The organism is Agaricicola taiwanensis (assembly GCF_014635245.1).
In the GTDB taxonomy this organism is placed as follows: Bacteria; Pseudomonadota; Alphaproteobacteria; order Rhizobiales; family Methylopilaceae; genus Agaricicola; species Agaricicola taiwanensis.
This window is the reverse complement of sequence record NZ_BMCP01000004.1, coordinates 88,935-114,114: the sequence shown is the minus strand read 5'-3', so window position 1 is coordinate 114,114 and position 25,180 is coordinate 88,935. Positions and strand designations below refer to the sequence as shown.

Here is a 25,180-nt window from a genome sequence, read left to right as displayed (position 1 = left end):
CTGAATCGTTGGCAGAGGCGCGGCCACCGCCGTTCCAGCCCGCGCCCTGCCGAAAGGAGTTCCCTTGTGACCAGCCCCGTCGTTCAGGAAGTCACCGAACATGATGCCAGTTCGACGGTTGCCGTGGCTGGTCATCCGATCCACGCCATGTCGGTGTCCTTCCCCATAGCGCTGGTGATCGCCACACTCGGGTGCGACCTCTTCTACTGGTATTCGGCCGATCCGTTCTGGACGCGTGCCGCGCTGTGGTCGAGCGGCTTCGCCTTCTTTCTCGGCATTGTCGCGGGGCTCTCCGGCACGGCGGAACTGTTGCTCGTGCCGGGCATCCGCAAGCGGGCAGCAAGCTGGACCCATGCCGTCGCCGCCATGACGCTGCTGGCGATCGCCGGCACCAATTGGGGCGTGCGGATCGAGGATCACCAGGCCGCCGTGCTGCCGCTCGGCCTGGCGCTTTCCGTGCTGGCCAGCATCTTTGTCGGCGTCGCCGGATGGCACGGCGGCAAGCTCGTGTTCGATCATGGCATCGGCATCATGGTTTCGGACAGGGACTGAAGTCCGCCCGGCCGCAGCCAGTCCGGCACCTGATAGGCGATGGGCGGTTTGGCCAGCACGATCCAGAGGATGGCTGCGATGATCACGGTGGTGATGGCCGTCGCGAACCGGCTGCGCCAGCGGGCGTAGCGGCGGTCCTCATCGAAGACATTCAGGATGAGAAAGCCGTGTCGCATGTGAAAGCCCACCAGCAGCCCCACGAAGGCAAGCTTCAGCGCAAACCAGGTGGTGAAGACCTCCTGATAGAAGACCAGCCCGATACCAGTTGCAACTGCAACAAAAGCAGCCGGACAGATGAGCTGCGTATAGGCGTGCCGGGCATATCGTTGCAGCCGCCACAGATCAGGCCCCTTCGGAAGCCTGCCGCGCTCCGCGAACAGGCTGGGCAGCAGCAGGAGCCCACCGCACCAGACCACCAGCGCAGCGATGTGAGCGAGTTTGAGCCAGACCAGCGTCACGGCACAACACCCGCATCAGGAATGGCGGTTCTGCCGTCAGGTCCCATCGCCGCCCCTCACTCAGGAAGCGCATAGGCAAGGACGAAATCCCCGATGGGCGTCTCCATGAAGGAATGGCCGCCGGCGGCGATGACCACATACTGCCGGCCGTTCGCTTCATAGGTCATGGGATTCGCCTGTCCGCCGGCAGGTAGCGCATCCTCCCAGAGCACCTCACCGGTTTCGATATCGATGGCACGGATGAGGTCGTCCGTTGCCGCGGCGATGAAGACCAGGCCGCTGGACGTGACCACCGCCCCGCCGTTGTTCGGCGTGCCGATGGTGAAGGGCAGCATGGACGGGATGCCGAAGGGGCCGTTCTTGCGCGCCGTGCCGAATGGCCTGTCCCACAGCACCTCGTGTGTCTTCAGATCGATGGCGGTGATGCCGCCATAGGGCGGTTCCTTGCACAGAAGGCCCGTCAGCGGCACGCGCCAGCCGGCATTCACATCCACGCCATAGGGCGTGCCCGCCTGAGGGTCGATACGCGGATGGGTGTGCTCTGCTTCGTCTCGCGGCTCATCCACGGGCCGGATGTCCATCTGCTCGATCACTTCCCTCGGGATCAGCCGGTTGTGGTTGGGCATGTCGTTGTAATTGGCGATCATGATGCCCCGGCCCTCGTCGATGGCGACACCGCCCCAGTCCGAGCCGCCGTTGTAGCCGGGGTATTGCACCCAATGCCGATCGGTTGTTGGCGCCGTGAAGATCCCCTCGTAGGAGGCCTGCCGGAACTGGATACGGCAGTAGAGCTGATCGAGCGGCGTCATCCCCCACATGTTCTTTTCTTCAAGGTCCGGTTTCAGCAGCGTTGGGAAATCCGTGACGAAAGGCTGGGTCGGCGACAGCCGTTCCGGCTCCACTCCGCCACGCGGGGCAGCCCGGTCTTCGACGGAGACCAGGAGATTGCCGTTGCGGCGATCGAAGATGAAGAACTGACCAAGCTTCGTCGGCAGGATCAGCGCCGGCACCGGCCCGCTTGGCGTAGGAAAATCGATGAGCGTGCCCTGTGAGCCGAGATCGTAGTCCCACACGTCGTAGCGCACGGTCTGATAGTGCCAGACGGGTTGGCCGGTGGTGACGTCGAGGGCGACAATGGCCGTGGAATAGCGCTGCTCGGCCTCCGAGCGGGTTTCTCCCCAGTAGTCCACGGCGGAATTGCCCATAGGCAGATAGACATGGCCCAACTCATTGTCGCCGGAGGCGATCGTCCACATGTTGGGTGTGCCGCGCGTATAGGTCTCCCCGTCCGTCGGCGCTTCCGTTTCGCCGGGCCGGCCCATGTCCCAGGCCCATTCCATGACACCGGTTTCAGCGTTGTAGCCGCGCACCACGCCCGAGGGCGCATCGCGTCGCTGCCCGTCCAGCACCTGCGCGCCAACCACCGCAATATTGCGCACCACCGTGACCGGGGAGGTGACGGAATAGAAGCCCGGCGCCGTCTCGCCGATACCCTCGGTCAGATCGACCTCGCCCTTGACGCCGAAGCCCGGACAGGGCTGGCCGTTACTCAGATCGACCGCGATCAGGCGCGCATCGAGCGTCGCGCCGATGATGCGGCGTGCACATAGTTCACCTTGCGGCAGTGTGGGGCTTTCATAATAGGCGAGGCCGCGGCAGGTGGCGTTATAGGGGATCGCTTCGCGCGAGACCTCCGGATCGTAGGTCCACACCTGTCGGCCGGTCGCAGCATCGAGGGCGATGATCTTGCCCAGAGCCGAGCAGACGAAGAGCCTGTTGCCGATCTTCAGCGGCGTGTTCTGGTTGGAGAACTGCTCGTCGCCATTGGGCATGTCCCCTGTTCGAAATTGCCAGACGCGCTCAAGCGAGCCGACGTTTTCCTTGGTGATCCGCGACAGAGGCGAATAACGGGTCGCATGATGGGTGCCGCCATAGGCCGGCCAGTCGGCCCCCACATCCGGCATGGGATCGGAGACCGGCACGGGTGCCACGGGCGTTTCCGGCGGCGCGAGCGGCGTGAGACTGGAATCGGTGTCCGGCGAGGGGCTGGGGGCCGGTGCGGTGCCGCCTTGCTGTGCCAGCGCTGATCCGCTGAACTCCGCCTTCTGAAGCGCCACCGCGCCGCCCGCGAGCAGAAGCGCCACGGCAGCGGCGGCAAAGCCCTTGTGCGACCGGCCGCCCCCGCGCAAGGCCGGGGCCGTGATAAGGACCAACACCAGCATGACCGTTGGCGCCACGAGACGCGGCACCTGGGCCCAGGCGTTGAAGCCGGCCTCCCACAGCGCCCAAACGAGGGTGAAGAGAAACGTCAGACCATAGGTCCAGAGCGCCGTGCGTTCGCCCCGGAACAGGAACCAGGCCGTGATGACCAACCCGGCCCCGGCCAGAGCGTAATACCAGGACCCGCCGAGCACGATGAGATAGATGCCACCGAGAAGGATGGGAGCGCCGAAAGCGAGAAACACGAGGCCAAGAAGGATCAGCCAGATGTTTACCCGCATCAGTTCACTCCTTTTCGCGCATCAAGAGGAATGAACGTAACGGGTCGCTGGCGTCATGGTTCCGCTGCAATCCTGCCAAAATCGTGAGGTGCCCGCTGGGCAGGCGCGCCGGACCGCCTCACGACGCCGAGGCGTTTTTGATCATGGCGAAGATGGCGAAGAGCAGCGCGCCGAGCAGCATCCCGCCTAGAAGGAAGCCACTGAAGGCCGCAGCCTCCGCAGGCATCGCGTCACCTGAGACCCAGGTCTTGAGGAGGAGCGCTGGCGCTCCGGCGATGGCGCCCCAGCCCGCAGCGCGAAGCACACTGACCTTGCCCGGCGGGATCATGCTCCTGCGGCTCTCCCCTGCCCGCCCCGGCAGTTAGCGCATTCGCCCGCGACCTCAACGAGCTGAGAGCGCGCTTTGAAGCCCACCTTGGCGAGCAGCGCCGACAACCCGTCGGCGACATCGTCCGACGAGGCCTCGGAAACCTCACCACAGCTGTCGCAAATGAGGAAGATCACCGGCGCATGGGCATCATGCGTATGGTCACAGGCGAGATAGGCATTGCGGCTCTCGAGCCGGTGCACGAGACCGTTGGTCAGAAGAAAATCAAGCGCGCGATAGACCGTGATGGGCGCCGGCCGCCGGCCGTCCTCTGCGAGCCGGTCCATCAGCTCATAAGCGCCGACAGGGGTTGCGCTGTCGGCCAGCGCGGCCAGCACCTTGGCGCGGATCGGTGTCAGCCGGGCGCCTCGGGAGGCGCAGACCTCCTCCGCCCGGCCGAGCGCATCCGCCGCGCCCGCAGCGCAGCTGCCGTGGTCATGGCTATGGTCATGATCGTGATCGGTCATCTCGCTCGCATATGTAGCAACTCGCGCCCTGTTCCGCCACTCAGCACCGGCAAACGCCCCATGCTGCATTGCAAAAATTCCTGCTCCCGCTACCCTGTGGTTCTCAGGTTTTCCTCCTCGGAGAATGTTTCCCATGTCGCATCTCACCGGCAAGAGCGCCGTCGTCACAGGATCAAGCAGCGGAATTGGTCTCGCCATCGCCCGGGAATTTGCCCGCGCGGGCGCCAATGTGGTGCTGAATGGCATCGAGAAGCCCGACGACATGGAGAAGACGCGCTCGCAGATCGAAGCGGAGTTCGGCGTCAAGGCGCTCTATTCCGCCGCCAACATGACCGATGGCGACGAGATCGCGCGGCTCATCGCGGATGCGGAGAAGGCATTTGGCGCGGTGGACATCCTCGTCAACAACGCCGGCATCCAGCATGTCTCGCCGATCGATGAATTTCCCGTCGAGAAGTGGAACGCCATCATTGCGATCAACCTGTCCTCCGCCTTCCACGGCATTCGCGCCGCCCTGCCGGGCATGAAGAAGCGCGGCTGGGGCCGCATCATTTCCACCGCCTCGGCCCATGCCTTCGTCGCCTCACCCTTCAAGTCGGCCTATGTGGCGGCAAAGCACGGCATCGCAGGCCTCACAAAAACCGTGGCGCTGGAAGTGGCACAGGCGGGCATCACCGTGAACGCCATCGCGCCGGGCTATGTCTGGACCCCCCTCGTGGAGCGCCAGATTCCCGACACCATGAAGGCGCGGGGGCTGACCGAGGAACAGGTGAAGAAGGACGTGCTTCTCGCCGCCCAACCCACAAAGGAATTCGTCACCCCGGGAGAAGTGGCGGCCCTGGCGCTTTATCTCACATCCGATGCCGCGCGCTCCATCACCGGCACCACGCTCTCCATCGACGGTGGCTGGACCGCCCAGTGACAAAGCCGGACGTCAAGCGCGTCAACCTGGCGCTTCAGGGCGGCGGCGCCCACGGCGCCTTCACCTGGGGCGTGATCGACCGCCTGCTGGAAGACGGCCGTCTCTCCTTCGATGCCATCTCCGGCACCTCCGCGGGTGCCATGAATGCCGCAGCGCTCGTCTCGGGGATGGTCAAGGGCGGGCCGGAAGGCGCCCGCGAGACGCTGCATCGCTTCTGGCGCGCCGTCGCCCGGCTTGCCCGCCTCTCGCCGATCCAGGGCACGCCCTTCGAACAGTTCATCTATGGCAGCAGCCTCGATCTCTCCCCCGCCTATGCCTTGTGGGACGTGGCGACCCGCTTCTTCTCGCCATACGACCTCAACCCGCTCGACTGGAGCCCCATGCGGGGGATCGTGGAGCGGATTATCGACTTCGAGGCCATCCGCACCCACTGCTCCCAGCGTCTCTTCGTCTCGGCCACCAATGTCCACACCGGCAAGATGCGCGTCTTCTCCGACAAGGACGTCACGGCCGATGCCGTCATGGCCTCAGCCTGCCTGCCCTTCCTGTTCCAGGCGGTGGAAATCGATGGCGTGCCCTACTGGGATGGCGGCTACATGGGAAATCCGCCACTCTTTCCCTTCTACCGCACCACGGACACGGAAGATGTGGTGATCGTCCAGATCAATCCGATCGAGCGCCGGCAGACGCCGCGAACGGCCCGTGAGATCATGAACCGCATGAACGAGATCACCTTCAATGCCTCGCTCATCGGTGAATTCCGCGCCATCGATTTCGTCAACCGCCTGATCGACGAGGGCAAGCTGAAGCATGGCGGGCCTGACGGCTACAAGAAGATCCGCCTCCACCGGGTGGCCGCCGATGAGGCGCTGAAGGAGCTCTCCGCCTCATCCAAGTTCAATGCCGATTGGAGCTTTCTCACCACGCTGCGTGACGCCGGGCGCGAGCAGGCGCGGCTCTGGTTGGACACCCATTACGAGGCGGTGGGCAAGACCGGTACGATGGACATCAAGCACCACACTCGGACCAAGGTGCCGGTAGAGTAAAGGATGTTGCCGCCGGTCAGATCGCAGCCATCGCATAGGCGGCGCAGCCGACCAGCCCGGGATCCTTTTCCAGGATCACGGCCGTGCCGATCCCGGCCATAATGTCCTGGTGCGGCGCCTTGGCCTCAAAGAGGGCGCGGAACTCCGCGTGATCGATGGTGTCCATGATCTTCGGCATGATGCCGCCGCCGATATAGACGCCGCCGCGCGCGATGAAGGTCAGCGCCATGTCCCCGGCAAACCGCGCCAGCGCCGCGGTGAAGAGATCCATCACCATGCCGGCTCGCCTTTCGCCGGCGCGCGCGGCCTTCTCGATCTCTGGCCCGCTCCGTTCCTCGGCGCTCTCCCCGGCGATCTCCGCCAGCGCCCAGTCGAGGTTCTCAAGACCGAGGCCGCCCGAGACCACATATTCCGCCGACACGCGTCCACGCTTTGCACGCAGTCGCGTGAAGACCTCAAGCTCGAGAGGCGTCGTCGCAGCGAACTCCACATGGCCGCCTTCGCTCGGCACGGCGCGCCACAGCCCCGCGTCATGAATCAGCGCGGCAACACCAAGCCCCGTGCCGGGCCCGAGCACGATCTTGTTGGCGGCTGGCTCCGGCACCACCGAGCCGATAAGCTTCACCTGCCCTTCTCCGAGCAGCGGCAGGCTATGGGCGACAGCGGCGAAATCATTGAGAAGATCGACCCTGCGAAAACCGAAGCGCCGCTCCAATACGTCCGCATCGATCATCCAGTCGCGGTTGGTGAGTTGCACCTTGCGGCCCTGGACCGGGCCGGCCACCGCCAGCACCGCCCGCTCCGGCCGAAGATCGCGCGAGGAGAGATAGGCATCGACCGCCGTTTCGAAATCCGGCAGGCCGTCATTGGCCATGGACTGCCGGTCGGTCACCTGACCGCCATGGGCCAGGGCAAAACGGCTGTTGGTGCCACCGATATCTGCGACGAGAACATGAGGCGAGATCATCCTTCGGATGTATATGGCGCCGCTCGTCCCGCCAAGCCCCGGGATGCTTCACCTCGGCGGTGAGGTGGGATAAGCGATTGCATCCGACCGGCGAGAGAAGGCAGGCACATGACACCCGACGAGATCCAGGCCCGCGTGCTCTACCGCGACGGGTTGATCCTGGTGATCGACAAGCCGCCCGGCCTGCCGGTCCACGCAGGTCCAAAGGGCGGCGAGACGCTGGATCAGCACTTCGACGCGTTGCGCTTCGGCCTGCCCCGTGCGCCGGAACTCGCCCATCGGCTCGACCGTGAAACCTCAGGCTGCCTTGTCCTTGGACGGCACCGGAAGGCGCTCGCGCGGTTGGGCAAGCTTTTCGCCTCGGGACGCGTGGAGAAAACCTATATTGCCATCACGCGCGGGCGGCCGCGGGAGGCGCAGGGCCGCATCGATCTTCCGTTGGCCAAGCGCTCGGAAACGCGCGGCTGGTGGATGAAGGTCGATCCCGAGAACGGTCTTCCCTCTACCACCGACTATCGCCTCATGGGCGAGAGCGATGGATTCGCATTGCTGGAACTGAAACCGCTGACCGGACGGACACATCAGATCCGGGTCCATCTTGCTGCCATCGGCTGCCCAATTCTCGGCGAACGCATCTATGACAAGTCACCGCCGCCGCCCGCCGGTCCCATGCTGCACCTGCATGCGGCCGCGGTGACGGTACCCATGCGCGAAAACCATGAGCCCGTTGCGGTTACCGCCGCTCCGCCGCCCCACATCTCGGCCACGCTCGCGGCGCTTGGTTTTTCCTATCCGCCAACGCGCGCCGACTAGGGCAAAACCCGCGCAATTCTGTCGCACCTCGGAATTGAACCTTTTCCATGATGTCCGCGTTCCCACCCCGACAAGCTGGTTTCGAGACCCCAGCGAGTTAAACGGAGGTAGGCATGTTTGGATGGGCTCTGACGTTTCTGGTCGTCGCCCTTATTGCGGCGGCTTTGGGCTTCGGCGGTATCGCCGGGACGGCAGTATCCATTGCCAAGATCATTTTCGTCGTGGCGATCATCCTGTTCGTTTTGTCCCTTGTCTACGGAATGGTTTCCGGCCGGCGTCCTCCTGCCGTGTAGCCGTTCACTCCATCTGTTGCAGCCTGAGTGAGACCTAAACTAACCGGCGATTCAACATCGCCGGTTTTTTTATGGAGCGCTCTCATCCAGCGGTGGGTTCCGGGACCTCAAGGCAGAGCGTGTTGGCGGTTCCGGCATCCAGTTTCGCGCGAAGCTGGGCGATATAGGCCGTCACCAGCCGGCCAGGCAGCGCGGTGCGCGGCAAGGCGTCATTGATGCCCCGCCCCATGATGCAGACACTGAAGCCCGACCTGCCATCCGACATGCGGGAGATGGCGATAGCCAGATCCTCATCCGGCGTCTGAGCCAGGCCGGCGCTTATCAGCTCCGAGACGAGAAGCCCCAGCGGCACGGCGCGATCAAGATCCACCGCGATCCTGCGCTCCTCAGGTGTCGCCGTATCAACCGTGATTTTCGGCGCGCGCGCGCCGAAGCTCTGGCGGATCTGCAAAGCGACGTCGGACAGGAGATCGAACACCTCCACATGGCCGATCTCACCGGTGGCATACGAGGCCTTGTGCGCCGCCGCCATGGCAAGCACCCGGTCTTCCGGAACGCGCAGCAACGGCCGCACATCCGCCGGCAATTCGCGGCGCTGCAAGGCCAAAAGACTGGCGATCATCTGGAAGTTATTCTTCACCCGGTGGTGCAGTTCACGCAGGATCCGGTCCTTGTCCGCCACCGCCTGTTCCAAGGCATTCGATCGGTCCGTGACCTCATTGGCCATGGTGTTGAACGCGTCGCCGAGATCGGCGATCTCGCTTGGTGCCTCATCCAGTCTGGCGACGCGTGTGTCGTAATGCCCAGCGGCGTAATCAAAGGCGGCGATGCGCAGGCGTCGGATCCACGCCAGAATGAGGTGATCAAGTCCTAGGAGGACCGCCATCATTCCAAAGGCGATCATGGCAAGTGGAACACCGATCGCGGTGATGATCTGCCGGTTATCCTGGACCGACATTACGCTCTCGGGCCGTGCGACCAGAATATAGGCCGTTGTCGCGGGGATGGCAGCGGCAACGTAGTAGCGCAGTTGTTTATCCTCGCCGAAGGCGGTGAAGCCGCCGGGTGCTCCATTGAGTTCGAACCTGCCGTCGGCCGGCTGCCAGTCGGTGCCCTGGGTCGCAAGATCCGTTGCCAGTGTCTGGCCTGATGCCGTGAGAATGGCTCCGGCGCGAGGCCGTGGCAGCGCCTCGCCGAACAGAGCCTCGAACGCCGCTCGATCGATGACAAGCGCAAGCAGGCTGGTGCTGCCGTCGGCCATCATGACGCGCCTGGCAGCAATGATCCGGCGGCTTTCGGCGCTCGTCGTCTCCGCAAGGAAGACGACAGGATTGCTGTCATCGCTTTGCTCTACCGCTTCAAAGAGGCTGGTGCGGCCGCCTTGCTGCTCGGGGACAACTCCGGCCGAACAGATGAGAGTGCCGTTCTCCTGACCGAGGAAAGCTCCCATATAGCTGTCGCTGTTGGCGATGGCCGCTTCCAACCGGGCTTCGCAGGCCGGTCCCCCGGCGGCGAGACCGGGATCCAACGAAAGGGTTGCGATGATCCCACGCGCAACGCCCAGCACTTCCGCAGTCCGGGCGGCCAGGACGTCGGCCGCCTGTTCCACATTCAGCCGCTGAAGATCGCGCGCTTCGCCATAACCCCAGGCACCTGCGGCAACAGCGAAGAAGACCGCGGGAAGATTCGCCAGCGCCAGAAGGGCAACGATGCGGCTTTTGACGCTTTTCAGCACAGCATTCCAAGGCTCGTCATCAAGGCCACGTCAGGGCGAGGGGGTGATCGACTTTCCAAGAGCGGCGTGGGTATCTGCTTCCGGGCCATATTCCCTGCCCTCCACGGCGAGGACGCGGGACAGTGCATTGCGCGCCCGATTGACACGGCTCTTGATAGTACCCACCGCACAATCGCAGATCTCCGCCGCCTCCTCATAGGAGAAGCCCGACGCGCCGACGAGCACCAGGGCCTCGCGTTGATCGGGCGGCAATGTGCTCAGCGCCTCGCGAAAATCCTGCATATCCATGTGGCCATCCTGGCCTGGATGCACGGCCAGACGACCGACGATGGAGCCGTCGGAATCCTCCACCTCCCGTCGACGCTTGCGGTGTTCGGAGTAGAAGACGTTACGCAGGATGGTGAAGAGCCAGGCACGCATGTTGGTGCCCTCCTGGAACCGGTCGAGGTTCAGCCACGCCTTCATCAGCGTCTCCTGGACCAGGTCGTCAGCTCTGTCGACCTGACCGCATAGAGACACCGCAAAAGCACGGAGGCTCTGGATCTCGGCAAGCATGGCTTCGCGCACGGCGGCGGGGTTGCTCATCGAGCCTCCCCACTGGAGGCGGCACCGTCGATCTGCTGCGTCTTCTCTTTTTCTTCAAGAGCTTTCAAAAGCTCGAGAAATCGATCCGGGACCGGCTGGCCCAGGATATCATCATAGGCAGCCTTGAGCTTGCGGCCGATGTGAGCCTGGAGCTCACCATCGACGCCACTGCCTTGTTCATTGTTATCATTCATCCCGGCTTGCTTTCTCTTCCATCCGACAGGCCCCTGCAGCAAATTGACCATAACCCTGCTCAAACCTTCGGCAGCTTGTTCGGTGCAACGCACCCATCTTCTGTGTGGTTCCACAGAATCTGAAAAACCATTCCAGCTTGATGGAACTTTATGCAACGGGATACGTTACCGGCCGACGAACGAGTGCGACTTACTCGTTTAAAGGAGGTTCCATGTCCATAGCGCAGACGGTTGCGCCCCAACTCCCCTATCTCCGGCGCTATGCGCGCGCATTGACAGGCAGCCAATCAAGCGGAGACGCTTACGTGGCCGCGGTCCTTGGCGCCCTGGTCTCGGATCCCAGCATTTTTCCAAAGGATGTCGATCCGCGTCTGGCGCTTTACCGCGTCTTCTCGCAGATCTGGTCCTCTGTCCGCGTCAACAACGAACCAAGCGGTGAGACGAACCTGCTTGGTCCGGATGGAACGCTGGAAGCGCTGGCTCCCCAGTCCCGTCAGGTCTTTCTGCTCACCACGGTGGAAGGTTTCACCGCGGCTGAAGCGGCCGAGATTCTCGACATCAACACCGCCGCTGTGATCGCGGCGACCGATGAGGTCGGCCGAGAAATCGCGGAGGCGGTGGCGACCGATGTGCTCGTCATCGAGGATGAGCCCATCATCGCCATGGACCTGGAGGCGCTGGTCGAAGGGCTGGGCCATCGTGTGGTGGGCAATGCCCGGACACATCGCGAGGCCGTTGCCATGGCCGAGGAGGCGAAGCCGGGACTGGTGCTCGCCGATATTCAGCTGGCCGACGGCAGCTCGGGGCTTGAAGCGGTCAATGAGATCCTGGAGCGCTTCGACGTTCCGGTCATCTTCATCACCGCCTATCCCGAGCGCCTCTTGACCGGCGTGCGGCCGGAACCGGTGTTCCTGATCACCAAGCCGTTCCAGATCCAGACTGTAAAAGCCATCATCAGCCAGGCTCTGTTTTTTCGTACACGCGCACAACGCTCTCAGGCCGCCTGATCTTGGCGGCCGCTAATGAAAAAGCCTCTTCGGGGAAAACCCGGAGAGGCCTTTTTATTACCTGCGTCAGGAATTATTTGCCGCGACCTGCCATATAGCCAGCGAGCAAGGCCGCCATGAGGGTGGGAGAGGACGCTCCCGCGACCGCGCCCGTGGTTGCCGCCATCGAGGCGGTGGAAGCCAAAGGCATGCCGACAGCGGAGCGTGGTGCCCGGCGCCCGACGAGCCACACGATCAGCGCGATCAACAGGTATACTCCTGCCACCGCCCCCGCGGCAGCCGGCGCGCCCCAGATCGGAACGAGCGCCAAAAAGCCTGCCACACTTCCCCAGAAAAGAGCCGCGCAGAGCAAAAAGGCGGCCAAGGCGTAGGATATGATCTGGCGCTTCAGACGCCGGATCACCACGGTCAGCAAGGGAAGTGCAGTGAGGGCGAGTTTAATCAACGTTGACCCCGCGAAAGCGCGCCGACGAGGAATCCGATACCGAGTGCGGCGAGAACGGCGGTGCCGGGATTTTTTTGGATCGTGCTTTCGACCGCCTCATAGGCCTCGGTCGTGCGCGCCCGGGCATCAGCGGCCAGCCCGCTGCCAGTATCCGTGATATTGCTGAGCAGCGAACCGATCTGCTCCTGGAGCTCGTCGACGCTACTTGTCACCGAGGAGCGCGCCGCGCCGGCCTCATTGACAGCGCGATTTTTGACCGCGCGGCTGAGCGCGGCAAGATCGGTTCTTAGAGCCTCGATTTGAGCGCCGATGTCATCATCGGCAACGCGGCGTGAGCGAGCCATTCCACCCTCCGTAAAGAATTGATCGCCAGTTCAACGCGCTCTAGGGACAAAGGTTTCACCGTAAAGGCACGTTAATCTTAATCGAAACTTATACAACGAAAAGCGGGCGCCTTTCGACGCCCGCTTTCTGCTTGGATCATGCCCTTACGGAGCGGGAGCGGGCGCCGGTGATGTGCCGGGAGCCGGCGTGCCGGTTCCTCCATCCGCGCCGGGGGCGCGTTCGGTTTCCGCTTTGGGCGCTGCGGGAGCGGAGGCTGCACCGCTGCTCGTGAGCGCGAGCACCGGCTCCTCCGGCGTGCCGCTGATCGACAGGTCCGTAAAGGGGACCGTCTGCGTCTCGCCGCCGACACCCAGGACACCACCGCGGTTGATCTCGACCTGCTCGACCTTGCCGTCGGTCGAGAAGCGCAGGTCCGAAACCGTCTGCGTGGAGGCTTCCTCGCCCTGGGTCGCCTCAAGCTCGGCTCCCACCAGGCTGCTCACCGGCCAGAGGCTGCTCATGTCGCTTGACCCCGCAGGATCGGTGTTCGTTGCGGCGCGCCCCTCGGTCGATGCCGAAGCAGCCGGCGCTTCAGCTGTTGCCGGCGCGGTCGAGCCCGTCGGTGCTGTCGCCGAAGGAGCCGTCGAACCGGCCGGAGCGGTCGAACCGGCCGGTGCCGTTCCCTCGGTGGAAGCCGTTTGCTCGCTCTTCGGATAAGTATACTCCGGCAGAGCGGCCAGGGATTCCTTTGTCAGATCGAGCTTCACATCGCCATCCGCCAATGCGGGCAGGCCCTGAAGCTCGAAGGCCCGATAGGTCGCACCAACACCCATCACGCCGCCCTCGCTAAGCACCAGATGCTTGGCCTGGCCGGTATCATCGATCAGGATATCGGCGATGGACGCGATGCTGTTGTCTTCGGCGTCAACGATGTCGGCGCCTTTATAATTCGCGAAGCGCGGCTCATTGGCGGTCGCATCGCTCTCAGCGGTAGCTGAAGAGCCCGGCGCCGCCGGAGCACTGGCGCTTGGGGGCGAAGCAGGATCAGACGCGGGCGCAGAGGCCTGCGCGAACGCGTAAGCTGGAAATGCCGCCACCGCGACACCCGTCAGCAAGAGCTTCCTGAGTTCCATTGTTCTTTCCTCCGTCGTCGAACGTTAACTTGCCCGTTCGGGGACGGGCACAGAAATAACGCCGGCGCAACGCAGGAGTTCAAAAAAACTAATGTCTTTTTCAGCGGAACAAAATCGCGCTTCGCGCGTTTAGGCGCCTTTTTCGAACAATTTGAGTAAAGTTATACATATTTTAACTGTTTGTCATGGCCGGGGAACAAAATCCGCTGGCAAGGGATTGTTCGGCCAAACGGGGCATGTCGCTCCTTATGCGAATGATAGGGATCAGTGAATTGCCGGAGAAGTTGACACCTACCGAAGCGCGCCAGGGAAACAAGGGTAAGCCGGTTCTTTATGTGCTGATTGCCGGTTTGATTCTGATGGGCATCGCGCTGTTCTACCTCGTCGGCGGCACCGATGTGCAGAACCCGCCGCCCGATATCGGTGTGGTCGACAACCCGCGCAATTGACGCTCCCTCTCCTGCGCAAGACCTGCGGAGGCTTGGAAATGCAAGCTTTGAACATGGTTCTTACATCAGCTGTTGTCGCAACGGGCTTCCTCGTGGTCGACACGATCCCACTGCCATCGGCGGACGCTGCCGTCGCCGGCCAAGGCCAGATGATCAATCGCGCCGGCAAGTCAGATCGTCTGACGCCTTCGGCACAAGGCTTGACGGACGGCGTATCTGTCCGGATCGAGACCGACAGCGAGCGTGGCACGACCAAGGTCATCCGCCACGCTCCGGAACAGACAAGATCGACCGGCGAGACCGACTTCGCCTATCTTTTGCAGTAACAAACACTTGACGCCAGAGTAGCGCACCGTTCAGCTTCGCCGACCCACTTTGGAGTTGGCTATGCGCGGTGCGTTTCTCATTGGTGTCTTGGCTTTGGCTGCTGCCTCGTTTGCCGTTCCGGCGGCCGCCCAGCAGCAGTCGTGCCGGGCTGGCGTAAGTTTTGGCTCCTGGCTCGACGGCTTCAAGAGATCCGCAGCGGCTCAAGGGATCTCGCAGTCCACCATTGAAGCAGCCCTGGGCAATGTCAGTTTCGATCCCTCCGTGGTGCAAAAGGATCGGGGTCAGGGCGTCTTCTCGCAAAGCTTCCTGCAGTTTTCCGACCGGATGGTGGCGCAGTATCGCCTCCAGCAGGGGGCGGCACAGATCAAGAAGCATCGGGCGACCTTCCAGAGGATCGAGCAGCAGTTCGGCGTGCCTGCCGAGGTCATCGTCGCTTTCTGGGGGCTTGAAACCGATTTCGGCGCCAACACCGGCGACATGCCGACCATCCGCTCTCTGGCCACTCTCGCTTATGATTGCCGCCGTCCGGAGATGTTCGAACGCGAATTGCTCGCCGCGCTCCAGCTCATCGAACGGGGCGATCTGTCAGCGCAGGAAATGCGCGGGCCCTGGGCCGGCGAACTTGGCCAGCTTCAGTTCCTGCCGGTGCACTACATGGCGCATGCGGTGGACTTCGACGGCGACGGCCGGCGCAATCTCATCAAAAGCGCGCCGGACGCTCTCGCCTCCGCAGGCAAATACATCCAGGAACTCGGCTGGCAGCGCGGCCAGCCCTGGTTGCAGGAAGTGAAGGTCCCGGCAAACCTGCCCTGGGAACAGGCCAGCATCGCCATCAAGCTGCCACGCGCGCAGTGGGCGCAGTGGGGCGTGACCGCCGCAAACGGCAACCGGCTGCCATCAGACAATCTGCCTGCCTCCCTGCTCCTGCCCATGGGACGGAGCGGCCCGGCCTTCCTGGCCTATCCCAACTTCGGCATCTACACGCAGTGGAACAATTCGCTGGTTTACGCGACCACCGCCGCCTATTTCGCCACGCGGCTTGCCGGCGCGCCAAAGGTCGGCCGCGGCAGCGGTGCGGAAGCCCTGAGCCTCGGCCAGATCAAGGAATTGCAGCAGCTGTTGGTGAGGCGTGGCCACCACGTCGGCAAAGTGGATGGCATCCTCGGCGAGAACACGCGAGAGGCGGTCAAGAACGAGCAGTTGCGCCTCGGCTTGCCCGCCGACAGCTACCCCACCTCCGAGCTGATCTCGCGGCTGAGATAACACAACCATGCGGGCGCTTCGCGGCCCCATGGTTCCCTTCATCGCCGTAGCGGTGACGGTTCTGACCTGGGGCTCATCCTTTGCCGCCATAAGGGCGGGCCTCACCGGCTTCGGCCCTCTGGAGCTTGCCGCGTTGCGCTTCGCCATCGCCGCGCTGCCCTGCCTTGCCTATCTGGTGGTCGTCAGGCCGCCTTTGCCCCGGTCGGGAGAAGTCTGGCGCTTCGCCATGGGCGGCCTGTTCTCGATCGCGCTCTACACCGCACTGCTGAACCTGGGCGAACAAACCGTGCAGGCCGGAGCGGCGAGCTTCATCGTCAACATCAGCCCCATCATCACCGCGCTCCTCGCCATGCAGCTTCTGGGAGAGCGCTTTCCCCGCGCCGCCTGGGCCGGCACCGCACTGTCGTTCTTCGGCGTCGGGCTGATCGCGCTCGGTGAAAGCGGCAGTTTGCAGCTGGATGTCGGCGCCATCCTGGTTCTGGGAGCCGCGCTCTGCGCCAGCATCGCGACCATCGTCCAGAAGCCGCTTTTCGCTCACCACGGGGCTCTGACAGTGGCCGCCTGGAACATGCTGTCGGGCGCGATCCTTCTGGCCTTCGCCCTGCCCGGCGCCCTGGTGGAGGCGAGTGCCGCGACCCCGACCGCGCTTTTCGCGGGGATCTATCTCGGCATTGTTCCGGGCACCATAGGCTATGCCGCCTGGGCTTTCGCCCTGGCAGGGCTTTCCGCCTCGCGTGCCTCGAACTTCCTCTACTGCATTCCGCCCGTCGCGACCGTGATCGGCTTTTTCTGGCTGGGTGAAGTGCCGGGTCTTCTCACCCTTGTCGGCGGAGCACTGGCCCTGTGTGGCGTCGTGGTGGTCAACCTGCGCGGGAGGCGCGCGGGTTGACCACTTTACGCCACGTCAGATCACGAAGAGATCGACGTATTCGTTGACCGGCATCGCTTCGAGCTTTGCCTGATCCAGCGAGATATCGAGGATCGTCTTCTGCTGCTTTGCCGGGAACTGCCGCGCCAGATTGATGCGGAACTTGTCCTCCAGGAGAGGGATGCCTTCGGCGCGGCGGCGCTTGTGGCCGATGGGATAATCCACCTCGACCTCGTCGAGCACCGTGCCGTCTTTCAGCGTGATCGTTAGCGCGTTGGGGATCGAACGCTTTTCCGGGTCGAAGTAGTCGCGGGTGTAGGCCTCATCCTCGACGCAGGTGATCTTCTCGCGCAGGGCATCGATGCGCGGATCGGCGGCGATATCATCCTCATAGTCGGAGGCCGTCAGTCGACCGAAGATCAGCGGCACGGCCACCATATATTGCACGCAGTGGTCACGGTCGGCCGGATTGGCCAGCGGGCCCTTCTTGTCGATGATGCGGATGCAGGCTTCATGGGTGCGGATCTTGACCGAGGCGATATCATCGGCGGTTTTCCCCATTTCCGTCAGCTTGGCGTAAAGCGTCATGGCCGCCTCCACCGCCGTCTGCGAGTGGAACTCCGCCGGGAAGGAGATCTTGAACAGCACGTTCTCCATGACGTAGGAGCCGTAGTCGCGCTGGAAGGTAAAGGGTTTGCCCTTGAAGGAGACGTCGTAGAAGCCCCAGGTCTTGGCCGTCAGCGCCGAGGGGTAGCCCATCTCGCCGGTCTTGGCGATCAGCGCGAGGCGCACGCCGCGGCTCGTGGCATCGCCCGCCGCCCAGCTCTTGCGCGAGCCGGCCTGCGGCGCGTGGCGATAGGCGCGCAAGCTCTGTCCGTCGACCCAGGCGAGCGAGACGGCGTTGATCGTCTCCTCGCGCGTCAGGCCCAGCATCTGCGAGACGACGGCGGTGGTCGCCACCTTCACCAGCACCACGTGATCGAGGCCGACGCGGTTGAACGAGTTCTCCAGCGCGATCACGCCCTGGATCTCATGGGCCTTGATCATGCCCGTGAGCACTTCTTTCATGGTAAGCGGCGCCTTGCCCTGCGCGACCCGGGTGCGCGACAGCCAGTCCGCCACGGCGAGGATGCCGCCGAGGTTGTCGGACGGATGGCCCCATTCGGCCGCCAGCCAGGTGTCGTTGAAATCGAGCCAGCGGATCATGCAGCCGATGTTGAAAGCCGCCATGATGGGATCAAGCTGGAACTGCGTGCCCGGCACCTTGGCGCCGTTGGGCACCACCGTTCCATGGACGACGGGACCCATCAGCTTCTTACAGGCAGGATATTCCAGCGCCTCCAGACCACAGCCGAGAGTGTCGATCAGGCAGTTGCGCGCGGTCTCATAGGCAAGCTCGCTCTTGATCTCATAATTCAGGGCATAGTCTGCGATATCGACCAGGACCTGATCCGGCTCGGGACGCGCGGCAGAGATGGCGTGAGACATATCCTTCAGTGCTCCATATGAACGCGGCTTGTTCACCGCCGTTGTTGAAAGACAGGCGGCCGCTATGACCGCCTGTCGAGATTACTGGGCCTTCAGGCCAAGAATATCGTTGAGCTCCGCTTCAACCTCGCGGGCCTTTGTCAGCCCCTGGTCGATGGCATCCGCCGCCTTCTTGGCTCCCGCCTCGCCCACGAAGAAGAAGTGATTGCCGCCGACCGGGATGGCGAGACGCTCGTCGAGCCCGCGCGTTAGCGACACCAGACGCTCCCATTTCGCCGGCTCAAGATCCGCCAGTTTGACCTTGTTGGCCGTGATGAAGCGCGCCATCACCGTGTTGGTGTTGAACATGGTCCAGTTCGCGCGGTCGGCCAGGGCGTGGCGCGCGTCCGCCACATCGCCGTCCTCCAGGATCACGACCAGCGGATAGGCCTCATAGGCAAAGGCGCCATAGTCTTCCGCCTGCGCCTGCAGATCGACCACGAATTTGCCGTCGCGATAGACCTCACCATAGCCCTGCAGGCCGATGGGAATATCGCCCACATAATCGGCCTGGAACACATCGGCGGGGATGATGGTGCGGCCGCCGTTGTCCGCGTTGTTCTTCTCAAGCTGCTTCAGCCAGCCGCCATAGATGTTCTTGCGGTCGGCATAGCCGCTCTCGGCCATCTTCATCTTGGAGACCAGTGAGATGAGCCCTGGCGTGCCCGGTGTCGCGGCAAAGGAGACCGCCGCCTCCACATCGAGACCGGCTTCGGTCATGGCCTGATAGCCCGGCTGCACCACCTTGCCGCCCATGCTCCAGGCGATCAGCACCACCTTGTTTGAAAGGCCGTTCTCCTTGATCTTGGCGGCGGCGACCTCGGCCACCTGCTTGCCCCACGCCCGGGCCGTGAAGTCAGGATGCTTGGTCTCGAATGCCTTGGTATCGATGGGATAGGACAGGCCGAGGAAGCTGTAGCCCTTCTCGCCCAGCCAGTGAGCGAGGAAATCCTCCGGCTTCGCGCCATCATGGCCGCCATAGGAAATCCGCGCCATGTGATGCCCGCCCGGAGCGAAGACCACGAGCGGCTTATCGGCATCACCTTTCTTGAACCAGGCGACCGTGGGATAGCCCGCGGCCTGGAGGGCTTCCTCGCCCTTGTAGAGCTGCGGTTCGGCAACAGCGGGCGCGGCGAGCGCAAAGCTGCCCGCCACCAACAAGGCTGTCAGCAGTTTCATGGCATTCCCTCCCTTGATGACGTTTACTTCGCGCCGTGTTCGGCGTCGATGGTGCGGGTTTCCCCCGTCTCGATCATCGTGCGCGTCGCATCGACGGAGGCATAGGTCCAGAAGATGCGCATCGGTTTTTCGTTTGAGGCATTAATGAAGCGATGCGGAACATCCGCCGGGATCCAGGTGGTGTCGTTGGCGCCAAGGCGATGTTGAACACCGTCGATCTCGGCGATGGCCTCTCCCTCCAGCACCATCACGCTTTCCTCGCAGTTGTGCTTGTGCATGCGGATGGATGCGCCGGGATCGAAGGCGGTGATGCCGTTGATGAGGCTGGTGGAACCGCACTTGCGCGTCACCAGCGGTATGGTCCGCGCGCCGCCGCCGCGGTCGTTGGCCTTCAGTTCCGCCGGCCGCAGAATGGCACCGATGGTGGATGATGTGTCGCTCATGTCCGTTCCTCCTCAGCTCTTTGCCGGTCCGATCCAGACCGTCTTGATATTGACGAACTCGCGTATGCCGAAGGATCCGAGTTCGCGACCGTAACCCGATTTCTTGATGCCGCCGAAGGGAAGGCGGGGATCGGACGCAACCATGCCATTGATGAAGACTGCACCCGCCTCAATGCGCCGCGCCAGCTTCCGCGCCCGTGTGATGTTCTTGCTCCAGATGGCGGAACCAAGGCCGAACTCGATGCTGTTGGCGAGCTTGATGGCCTCGTCCTCATTCTTGACCCGGATGATGGCCGCGGCGGGGCCGAAGGTTTCCTCGCAGGCGGCCGCCATGCCGGGCTCCACATTATCGAGCACCGTCGGCAGGTAGAAGAAGCCGGGCCCCTCCGCCGGCTTGCCGCCGGTCAGCAGCTTGCCGCCGGCCGTCACGGTGCGCTCCACCTGCTCATGCAGCGTGTCGCGCAAGTTGCCGCGCGCCATGGGGCCGATCTTGGTGTCGCGTTCCGTGGGATCGCCTACCTTGAGTTCCTTCACGCCTTTGACAAAGGCCTCGACGAAGCGGTCGGCGATGCTGTCGACCACGATGAAGCGCTTGGCGTTGATGCAGGACTGGCCCACATTGGTGAAGCGCGCCTTCACCGCGACCTTGGCCGCCTCATCGATGTCGGCGTCTTCGAGCACGATGAACGGGTCGGAACCTCCAAGCTCCAGCACCTGCTTCTTCAGCGCCTTGCCCGCCTGCCCCGCCACGATGGCGCCCACCTCGGTGGAGCCCGTCAGCGTCACGGCGGCGATGCGATCATCGTTGATCATGCCTTCGATCAGCTTGTGGTCGATCAATAGCGTCTTGAACAAACCTTCTGGCGCCCCCGCCTCGCGCACGATCTCCTCGCAGGCTAGGGCGCATTCCGGCACATTGTTGGCGTGCTTGAGGATGGAGCCGTTGCCGGCGGCGAAGGCGGGAGCTGCAAAGCGGAAGAACTGCCAGAAGGGATAGTTCCAGGGCATGATGGCCAGCACCACCCCGAGCGGGTCGAACACCACCAGGCTTTCCGACGCATTGGCCTCGACCTTTTCGTCGCCCAGGAACCTCGGTGCCGCCTCGGCATAGAAGTCGCAGTTGAAGGCGCATTTCTCGATCTCGGCTTCCGCTTCGACGATGGGCTTGCCCATCTCGCGCACGATCATGTCGGCGTAGCGGTCCTTGTTCGCCCGCAGCACCTTCGCGATGGACGTCAGAAGTTTCACGCGCTCGGAGATGTCCTTTTCACGCCAGGCGGCCTGCGCCGCCGCGGCGGCGCTGAGCGCCTGCTCCACATCATCCTTGGTGTGCAGATCGAAGCGGGCGATCTCCTGGCCCGTCGCTGGATTGATTGACGTGATCATCATCTGTCTCCGGAGGATTGGGCGGCCGCGTCGGCGCCGAAACGCTGGACCCAGCTGGCCAGCCAGCCGAGCCCCTGTTCGGTGCCCGCGGCGGGAATGTACTCAAAGCCAATGGCGCCGCCGTAGCCGGCGGCCTCAAGTGCCGTGAGGAAGGCATCGAAATCGAAGGCGCCGGTCCCAGGTTCGTGGCGGCCGGGATGGTCGGCGATATGGACATGGCCGATGCGGCCGGCGTGGCGCTCGACGAAGGCCACGGCATCGGCGCCGTTGGCGCGCGCGTGGAAGGTGTCGATCAGTATGGAGATATCATCCGGGCCCACGGCATCGGCCGCCGCCAACACGCGGTCGAGCGTGCTCATGTAATAGCCCGGCACCGCCGCCTCGCTGATGGCCTCCACCAGCACCGACACGGCCCTGCCCCGGCAGGCCTCTACGGCGAAGGTCAGATTGGTCCGGTAGGCATCTTCCACCGCGGCTGCGTCCGCATTCTTGGCCGCAACGCCCGCCATGGGGTGGATCAGGGGACAGCCGATGGCCTCCGCATAGTCCAGAGAGCGCTGGAAGCTGTCGCGAAAATCCTGCTCGCGGCCGGGCAAAGCCGTCAGCCCCTTCTCGCCCTTGGACGCGTCGCCGCCGGCAGCGGCGATCTGGGCGAAGCTGAGGCCTTCGTCGCGCAGGATCCGAGCCATGTCGCCGGCCGGAATGGCGAAGGGCGCCGGATGCTCGATGGCCGTGAAGCCCGACCGCCGGGCTGCGGCGGGACGCTGCGACAGCGGCAGCTCGGAAAAGAGATAGCCGATGTGGGCCGAGAGCTGGTTGCTCATCACGCGGCCGCGTCGAACGGCGCACCCCGGCCTTCCGGAAACACCGTGCCGGCGCGTTTCGCCTCTTCCGTCAGATCCGCGATGACATTGTCGGTGATGGGAATGCCGGTCGCGCGACGCTGGTTTTCGGTGCGCTGCTCGGGCTCGCCCGGGATAAGGATTTCGTCGACGCCCGCTGCGCGGGGCAGCGCCTTCGCGCGGTCGACGAAAGCGTCCATGCGGGTTTCGAAATCCTCCATGGACATGAAGAGGTCGGGCCGGATGGCAAAGAATAGATGGCCTACGTTCTGAGGCCCGGAATGATCGAAGTAGAGGCTTTTGACCTCACCGCCGAAGTTGGCGCCGGTAAGGACGCCGGACAGAAGATCCATGAGCGTCCCCAGCACGGAGCCTTTTACGCCGCCGAAAGGTAGGCACACGCCCTCGAAGGCCTTGGCGGCATCGGTGGTGGGGTTGCCTTCGTTGTCGAGGGCCAGCCCTTCCGGAATCTTCTCGCCGCGCATGGCCGCGAGGCGGATCTTGCCACGCGCGATCACCGTCATGGCCATGTCCATGACATAGGGCGGATGTTTTCCGCCCGGCACGCCCGCCGCGATGGGACTCGCCCCGAGGAAGGTCGTGCGCGCCCCCCACATGGGGATCGCCGGCGAGGAGTTGGTGAAGATGAGCGAGACAAAGCCGGCCTCGATCGCCTGAAGTGCATAAAGGGCACCCATGCCGAAATGGGTGCTGTTCTTGACGCCGACGAGGCCAATGCCGGCATCGCGTGCAAGGCTGATGGCCTCGTCCATGGCGCGGTGGGAGGCAAGAAAGCCCATGCCGTTATCCGCATCCACCTCGGCCACGGCACCGGCCATCCTCTTGACCGCGATGTTGGGCTTCGCGTTGACGAGACCCCGGCGCAGGCGCTCCAGATACATCGGGATGCGTGACACGCCGTGGCTGTCGATGCCGCGAAGATTGGCCCTGACGAGATCGGCGGCGATGATGGCGGCATCCCCGGCGGGCAATCCGGCTGTCTCGAACACGCGGGCGGCGTAAGTCTCAAGCTCGCCGGCAGTAAAATAGCGCTTCACGCTCATTTAGCGTTGGTCTCCCATAACAGGATTGTCGTCAGGTTCCGGAGCGCCGGGCTGAAACCGCCGCATGATCAGCGGCACGACGAAAACAGCGACGGCAAGCGCGATCATGGTGGCGGAGATCGGTGTCGAGACGAGCACCAGCGGATCGCTCTGGCCGATGGCCAGCGCTCGGCGCAATTGCACCTCAGCCATGGGTCCGAGGATCAGGCCGATGAGCACCGGCGCGATGGGGAAGTCATAGACCCGCATGACATAGCCGAGCACACCCACCGCCAGCATGGTGATGAGATGAACCACCGATTGCGAGACGCCCCAGATGCCGACAAGCGCAAAGATAATGATGCCGGCGTAAAGATATGGCCGCGGGATCAGCAGCAGCCGCACCCACAGCCCGACCAGCGGCAGGTTGAGGATCAGCAGCATGATGTTGCCGATGTAGAGCGAGGCGATGAGCCCCCAGACGAGGTCGCCGGAGTTGATGAAGAGGAGCGGCCCCGGCTGCAGGCCATAGTTCTGGAAGGCGGCCAGCATGATGGCCGCGGTCGCGGAGGTCGGCAGCCCCAGCGTCAGCAGCGGCACCAGTACGCCGGCGGCCGAAGCGTTGTTCGCAGCCTCAGGACCTGCCACGCCCTCGATGGCGCCATGGCCGAATTCCTCCGGCTTGCGGCTGAGCTTGCGCTCCATGAAATAGGACAGGAAGGTCGGGATCTCCGAGCCGCCCGCCGGCAGCGCGCCGATGGGAAAGCCCAGGAAGGTTCCGCGGATCCACGGCTTCCACGAGCGCTTCCAATCATCCTTTGTCATCCAGGCGCCACCGGCAACCGGATTGATCGCAGGGGGCGTCTTGGAATAGCGGCTCGCGACATAGAAGGTTTCGCCGATCGCGAACATCGACACCAGCACCACGCTGAGATCGACGCCGTCGGCCAGCTCACGCACACCGAAGGTCAGCCGAAAGATGCCGGTCGCCTGATCGATCCCGATGGTGCCGAGCGCGATGCCGATGAAGAGCGAGATGAAGCCGCGCACCCTGGACGTGCCCATGACCACCGCCACCGAGGTGAAGGCGAGGATCATCAGCGCGAAATAGTCTTCCGGCCCGAAGATGAAGGCGAGTTCGGCGATGGGCGGAGCAAGGAACGTGAGGCCGATGGTGGCGATGGTGCCGGCGACGAAGGAACCGACGGCGGCGGTGGCAAGAGCTGCGGCGCCCCTGCCGTTCTTGGCCATCTTGTTCCCCTCGAGCGCGGTCATCATCGACCCGCTTTCGCCCGGCGCGTTCAAAAGGATCGAGGTGGTCGAGCCGCCGTACATGGCGCCGTAGAAGATGCCGGCGAACATGATGAAGGCGCCGGTGGCGTCGATGTAGCTTGTGACCGGCAGCAGGAGCGCGATCGTCAAGGCCGGGCCGATCCCCGGCAGAACGCCGATTGCCGTGCCCAGCAGAGTGCCGACGAAAGCCCACATGAGGTTCATGGGCTGGATTGCGACGGCGAAGCCGCCGAGCAGAGATGTCAAAGCTTCCATTCGATCCCCGCGATCGGCAAGAAGTCGCCGAGGTTCACGCCCAAGGCGCTGAAGCCGAAAAAGCAGGCGAGCCCGATGACAAGGCCCAGTGCGAGATCGATGACGACCCTCCTGGACCCGAACCCACGGGCGACCAGCGCGAACCCGATGGCGGCCGTGATGGGAAAGCCGGCGTAAGGCATGATCGCGATGGGCACCGCAACGCCGGCGAAGGTCCAGATCAGCGCCGGCCAGGATGCAGCTTGCGCCACGTCGACATCTTCACCTTCCTGTGCTTCGAACTTTTCGCCGCGCCAGATCTGCCAGGTGAGAAGAAGCCCCAGGAGGACAAGGATACCGCCCACCAGGGTGACGATGAAACCTGCTCCAAGCCCTTGGTATTGCACGAACTGGGGCAGTGACATGGCCTGGTAGAGCCATACGAGGCCGAAGATGATGACTCCGGCCCCGAGCCAATACGGACGATCTGTCATGAGCCTATCCGATAACGGAAGGA

The 25,180-nt window shown here is 63.7% G+C and carries 29 protein-coding genes; 10 read left to right on the top strand and 19 right to left on the bottom strand.

The features are described 5' to 3' along the window. The first annotated feature begins 66 nt into the window (after positions 1 to 66). Positions 67 to 552, top strand: coding sequence for a DUF2231 domain-containing protein (locus IEV58_RS14885; RefSeq protein WP_229729495.1), 486 nt, complete (start codon positions 67 to 69; stop codon positions 550 to 552). Here the strand turns inward: IEV58_RS14885 and IEV58_RS14880 are convergent. The 4 genes from IEV58_RS14880 to IEV58_RS14865 all read right to left on the bottom strand — a co-directional run bounded on the left by IEV58_RS14880 (position 516) and on the right by IEV58_RS14865 (position 4,345). Beyond that, positions 516 to 1,010 (bottom strand): CopD family protein, encoded by a 495-nt coding sequence (locus IEV58_RS14880; protein WP_229729494.1) that lies wholly within the window; start codon positions 1,008 to 1,010, stop codon positions 516 to 518. The two genes, IEV58_RS14885 and IEV58_RS14880, sit on opposite strands and share 37 nt — an antisense overlap. A gap of 56 nt (positions 1,011 to 1,066) precedes the next feature. Beyond that, positions 1,067 to 3,511, bottom strand: coding sequence for a membrane-bound PQQ-dependent dehydrogenase, glucose/quinate/shikimate family (locus tag IEV58_RS14875; RefSeq protein WP_188410594.1), 2,445 nt, complete (start codon positions 3,509 to 3,511; stop codon positions 1,067 to 1,069). A gap of 118 nt (positions 3,512 to 3,629) precedes the next feature. Then, positions 3,630 to 3,839, bottom strand: coding sequence for a hypothetical protein (locus IEV58_RS14870; RefSeq protein WP_188410593.1), 210 nt, complete (start codon positions 3,837 to 3,839; stop codon positions 3,630 to 3,632). Further along, on the bottom strand, positions 3,836 to 4,345 hold the full coding sequence (locus IEV58_RS14865; RefSeq protein ID WP_188410592.1) for a transcriptional repressor: 510 nt from the start codon (positions 4,343 to 4,345) through the stop codon (positions 3,836 to 3,838). The genes IEV58_RS14870 and IEV58_RS14865 overlap by 4 nt, the downstream gene beginning before the upstream one ends. A 133-nt stretch (positions 4,346 to 4,478) precedes the next feature. Here IEV58_RS14865 and IEV58_RS14860 point away from each other — a divergent pair, with 133 nt between their 5' ends. Continuing rightward, the gene (locus IEV58_RS14860; protein WP_188410591.1) at positions 4,479 to 5,267 is read left to right on the top strand and encodes a 3-hydroxybutyrate dehydrogenase; all 789 of its coding nucleotides are present in this window, start codon (positions 4,479 to 4,481) and stop codon (positions 5,265 to 5,267) included. Next, the gene (locus IEV58_RS14855) at positions 5,264 to 6,313 is read left to right on the top strand and encodes a patatin-like phospholipase family protein (protein WP_188410590.1); all 1,050 of its coding nucleotides are present in this window, start codon (positions 5,264 to 5,266) and stop codon (positions 6,311 to 6,313) included. The genes IEV58_RS14860 and IEV58_RS14855 overlap by 4 nt, the downstream gene beginning before the upstream one ends. A gap of 16 nt (positions 6,314 to 6,329) precedes the next feature. Here the strand turns inward: IEV58_RS14855 and glk are convergent, their stop codons facing one another. Then, a complete protein-coding gene (gene glk / locus IEV58_RS14850) occupies positions 6,330 to 7,280 on the bottom strand; it encodes a glucokinase (RefSeq protein WP_188410589.1) in 951 nt (316 codons plus the stop codon). A 108-nt stretch (positions 7,281 to 7,388) separates the two neighbouring features. On the opposite strand from glk, the gene IEV58_RS14845 reads away from it, so the two are divergent. Together IEV58_RS14845 and IEV58_RS14840 are read left to right on the top strand one after the other, a co-directional pair. Then, positions 7,389 to 8,093, top strand: coding sequence for an RluA family pseudouridine synthase (locus IEV58_RS14845; protein WP_188410588.1), 705 nt, complete (start codon positions 7,389 to 7,391; stop codon positions 8,091 to 8,093). Between the two features lie 113 nt (positions 8,094 to 8,206). Beyond that, positions 8,207 to 8,386, top strand: coding sequence for a DUF1328 domain-containing protein (locus IEV58_RS14840; protein ID WP_188410587.1), 180 nt, complete (start codon positions 8,207 to 8,209; stop codon positions 8,384 to 8,386). Between the two features lie 82 nt (positions 8,387 to 8,468). Here the strand turns inward: IEV58_RS14840 and IEV58_RS14835 are convergent, their stop codons facing one another. From IEV58_RS14835 to IEV58_RS14825, 3 genes are read right to left on the bottom strand one after another with little or no spacing between them, the layout of a single operon-like run. Next, positions 8,469 to 10,121 (bottom strand): sensor histidine kinase, encoded by a 1,653-nt coding sequence (locus tag IEV58_RS14835; RefSeq protein WP_188410586.1) that lies wholly within the window; start codon positions 10,119 to 10,121, stop codon positions 8,469 to 8,471. Between the two features lie 30 nt (positions 10,122 to 10,151). Beyond that, the gene (locus tag IEV58_RS14830) at positions 10,152 to 10,706 is read right to left on the bottom strand and encodes a sigma-70 family RNA polymerase sigma factor (RefSeq protein WP_188410585.1); all 555 of its coding nucleotides are present in this window, start codon (positions 10,704 to 10,706) and stop codon (positions 10,152 to 10,154) included. Beyond that, on the bottom strand, positions 10,703 to 10,951 hold the full coding sequence (locus IEV58_RS14825) for a NepR family anti-sigma factor (protein WP_229729493.1): 249 nt from the start codon (positions 10,949 to 10,951) through the stop codon (positions 10,703 to 10,705). The genes IEV58_RS14830 and IEV58_RS14825 overlap by 4 nt, the downstream gene beginning before the upstream one ends. A 161-nt stretch (positions 10,952 to 11,112) precedes the next feature. On the opposite strand from IEV58_RS14825, the gene IEV58_RS14820 reads away from it, so the two are divergent. Beyond that, a complete protein-coding gene (locus IEV58_RS14820; RefSeq protein ID WP_188410584.1) occupies positions 11,113 to 11,907 on the top strand; it encodes a response regulator in 795 nt (264 codons plus the stop codon). 73 nt (positions 11,908 to 11,980) lie between these two features. Here the strand turns inward: IEV58_RS14820 and IEV58_RS14815 are convergent, their stop codons facing one another. The 3 genes from IEV58_RS14815 to IEV58_RS14805 form a co-directional block, all read right to left on the bottom strand. Then, a complete protein-coding gene (locus tag IEV58_RS14815) occupies positions 11,981 to 12,352 on the bottom strand; it encodes a hypothetical protein (protein WP_188410583.1) in 372 nt (123 codons plus the stop codon). After that, positions 12,349 to 12,696, bottom strand: coding sequence for an ElaB/YgaM/YqjD family protein (locus tag IEV58_RS14810; RefSeq protein ID WP_188410582.1), 348 nt, complete (start codon positions 12,694 to 12,696; stop codon positions 12,349 to 12,351). Before IEV58_RS14810 ends, IEV58_RS14815 begins: the two co-directional genes overlap by 4 nt. Positions 12,697 to 12,840: 144 nt before the next feature. After that, positions 12,841 to 13,809, bottom strand: a complete 969-nt coding sequence (locus IEV58_RS14805; protein WP_188410581.1) for a PRC-barrel domain-containing protein — start codon at positions 13,807 to 13,809, stop codon at positions 12,841 to 12,843. Positions 13,810 to 14,093: 284 nt separating this feature from the next. Here IEV58_RS14805 and IEV58_RS18275 point away from each other — a divergent pair, with 284 nt between their 5' ends. From IEV58_RS18275 to IEV58_RS14785, 4 genes are all read left to right on the top strand, one after another. Further along, entirely contained in the window at positions 14,094 to 14,258 is a 165-nt protein-coding gene (locus tag IEV58_RS18275; RefSeq protein ID WP_229729492.1) for a hypothetical protein, read from the top strand. Positions 14,259 to 14,296: 38 nt separating this feature from the next. After that, a complete protein-coding gene (locus tag IEV58_RS14795) occupies positions 14,297 to 14,584 on the top strand; it encodes a hypothetical protein (RefSeq protein WP_229729491.1) in 288 nt (95 codons plus the stop codon). Between the two features lie 61 nt (positions 14,585 to 14,645). Next, a complete protein-coding gene (locus IEV58_RS14790) occupies positions 14,646 to 15,848 on the top strand; it encodes a lytic murein transglycosylase (protein WP_188410579.1) in 1,203 nt (400 codons plus the stop codon). A 7-nt stretch (positions 15,849 to 15,855) separates the two neighbouring features. Further along, a complete protein-coding gene (locus tag IEV58_RS14785; protein WP_188410578.1) occupies positions 15,856 to 16,737 on the top strand; it encodes a DMT family transporter in 882 nt (293 codons plus the stop codon). 15 nt (positions 16,738 to 16,752) lie between these two features. Here the strand turns inward: IEV58_RS14785 and IEV58_RS14780 are convergent, their stop codons facing one another. The 8 genes from IEV58_RS14780 to IEV58_RS14745 form a co-directional block, all read right to left on the bottom strand. Beyond that, the gene (locus tag IEV58_RS14780) at positions 16,753 to 18,204 is read right to left on the bottom strand and encodes a bifunctional 2-methylcitrate dehydratase/aconitate hydratase (RefSeq protein ID WP_188410577.1); all 1,452 of its coding nucleotides are present in this window, start codon (positions 18,202 to 18,204) and stop codon (positions 16,753 to 16,755) included. Positions 18,205 to 18,285: 81 nt separating this feature from the next. Further along, a complete protein-coding gene (locus IEV58_RS14775) occupies positions 18,286 to 19,422 on the bottom strand; it encodes a lipase family protein (RefSeq protein WP_188410576.1) in 1,137 nt (378 codons plus the stop codon). Positions 19,423 to 19,445: 23 nt separating this feature from the next. Further along, positions 19,446 to 19,865: a cupin domain-containing protein gene (locus IEV58_RS14770; protein ID WP_188410575.1), complete on the bottom strand. Its 420-nt coding sequence runs from the start codon at positions 19,863 to 19,865 to the stop codon at positions 19,446 to 19,448. 12 nt (positions 19,866 to 19,877) lie between these two features. Then, positions 19,878 to 21,254: an NAD-dependent succinate-semialdehyde dehydrogenase gene (locus tag IEV58_RS14765; RefSeq protein ID WP_229729490.1), complete on the bottom strand. Its 1,377-nt coding sequence runs from the start codon at positions 21,252 to 21,254 to the stop codon at positions 19,878 to 19,880. Then, positions 21,251 to 22,075: a hydroxypyruvate isomerase family protein gene (locus IEV58_RS14760; RefSeq protein WP_188410574.1), complete on the bottom strand. Its 825-nt coding sequence runs from the start codon at positions 22,073 to 22,075 to the stop codon at positions 21,251 to 21,253. Before IEV58_RS14760 ends, IEV58_RS14765 begins: the two co-directional genes overlap by 4 nt. After that, the gene (locus IEV58_RS14755) at positions 22,075 to 23,157 is read right to left on the bottom strand and encodes an Ldh family oxidoreductase (RefSeq protein WP_188410573.1); all 1,083 of its coding nucleotides are present in this window, start codon (positions 23,155 to 23,157) and stop codon (positions 22,075 to 22,077) included. Before IEV58_RS14755 ends, IEV58_RS14760 begins: the two co-directional genes overlap by 1 nt. Then, positions 23,158 to 24,684: a tripartite tricarboxylate transporter permease gene (locus tag IEV58_RS14750; RefSeq protein ID WP_188410572.1), complete on the bottom strand. Its 1,527-nt coding sequence runs from the start codon at positions 24,682 to 24,684 to the stop codon at positions 23,158 to 23,160. It abuts the gene before it with no gap. Next, positions 24,672 to 25,157 (bottom strand): tripartite tricarboxylate transporter TctB family protein, encoded by a 486-nt coding sequence (locus IEV58_RS14745; RefSeq protein WP_188410571.1) that lies wholly within the window; start codon positions 25,155 to 25,157, stop codon positions 24,672 to 24,674. Before IEV58_RS14745 ends, IEV58_RS14750 begins: the two co-directional genes overlap by 13 nt. Between the last annotated feature and the right edge of the window lie 23 nt (positions 25,158 to 25,180).